General features: G+C 38.6%; 1 protein-coding gene. It reads left to right on the plus strand.

The features are described 5' to 3' along the window. Positions 1-1,641: alanine/glycine:cation symporter family protein (locus AC4MRQ_RS06120; RefSeq protein ID WP_491196771.1), on the plus strand; the 1,641-nt coding region annotated here is incomplete at its 5' end. Positions 1,642-1,696: the final 55 nt, after the last annotated feature.

The raw sequence follows: 1,696 nt of genomic DNA on the forward strand, positions 1-1,696 counted from the left end.
GAGGGCATGAGTCATCCGATTTCCCTACCCCACAAAGAGGATGATGAAGGCGATACATCGCATTTTCAGGCTTTAACAACAGCTTTATCTGGTACGGTCGGAACAGGAAATATTGCAGGTGTTGCTTTTGCTGTGCATTTAGGTGGACCAGCTGCACTTTTCTGGATGCTGGTTACCGCTTTGTTTGGTATGACGACTAAATTCGTCGAGGTAACTCTTTCACATAAATATCGTGAAAAAGCTGAGGATGGTTCTATTGCCGGTGGTCCGATGTATTTTATGCGTAAACGACTCAACATCAAAACATCTTCAGGAAAGGTTATTAATACAGGTTATTGGATTGCAGGGATTTTTGCCATAGCTACAGTTCTTTCATCATTTGGAACAGGTAGTTTACCTCAGATAAATAGTATCTCAAACTCTCTGTTTTCAACCTTTGGCATACCTCATATGGTAACAGGTATTGTACTTGCCATCTTATTAGGGTTTGTAATTATTGGAGGAATTAAGCGAATTGCGAAAGTAACTTCTCGTTTGGTTCCCGCCATGGCTCTTATCTACTTTATTGGAGCAATGGCCGTTATATTATATAACTACGAAAACATCTGGCCTTCATTGCAAGCTGTGGTTGGAGATATTTTCACAGGTTCATCAGCTACTGGTGGATTTTTAGGTGCAAGTATTGCCTATGCCTTTAACCGTGGAGTTAACCGGGGTTTATTTTCGAATGAAGCAGGGCAGGGGTCGGCACCAATTGCCCATGCAGCTGCAAAAGCACATGAGCCTGTTTCTGAAGGTTTAGTTGCTCTTTTAGAGCCTTTTATCGATACCATTATTATATGTACCCTTACGGGATTTGTACTACTATCTTCAGGTGTGTGGAGTGAAAAACTTGAAAACCGCTTTCAATTATCTGACCTCGAAGTTATCAATACTATTTCGGTAAACGATCAAAATGATGCTGGCCGAACAACTCTTGCTCAGCACATTAGTGGTAAAAAAGAAATTGAACCCTATACGGGAGAATTAAGCATAAAGAATGGTCATATTATTACACCTGTATCACTTATTCACGCTCGTTCTTTAGCTGAAGAGGTTGTGGTTAAGCAAGGTGTTGGATTGTATAATGGCTCTCTGGAAGTTATTAAAGGTAAAATTCAGGTTAAAGGCGAGGAGCTTTCACTGTGGGAAAGAATCAAGGCACAATTTTCAAGATCATCAGACAATAAAATAACAATTGAAGGAAAATCATTGATTCATAGTGCACCTTTAACTGCTGTAGCTTTTACTAAAAGCTGGTTTGGCCATTGGGGACAATATATTGTTTCGATAGGTTTATTATTGTTTGCATTCTCCACAGCAATTTCATGGTCCTATTATGGAGACAGAGCAGTAACCTATTTATGGGGATCAAAATATGTGATTTGGTACCATTTTATATATGTGATCGGGTTCTTCATTGCATCGTTCATTGACACAACAATTATCTGGACCTTGTCAGGAATTACAATAGCACTAATGACCATACCAAATTTATTTGGAATATTAATTTTGCATAAAGAAATGAAAACCGATGTTAAACTATTCTGGAAAGAATACAAGGAACGTTTTCCTGAGGATAAAAATGTTCCGCGCGATTAACGTCAGATTGTCTAAAAACCTAAAAGACTTGTTTTCTAAAGGTTAAACTATTTCG

Source organism: Carboxylicivirga sp., from assembly GCF_982718395.1.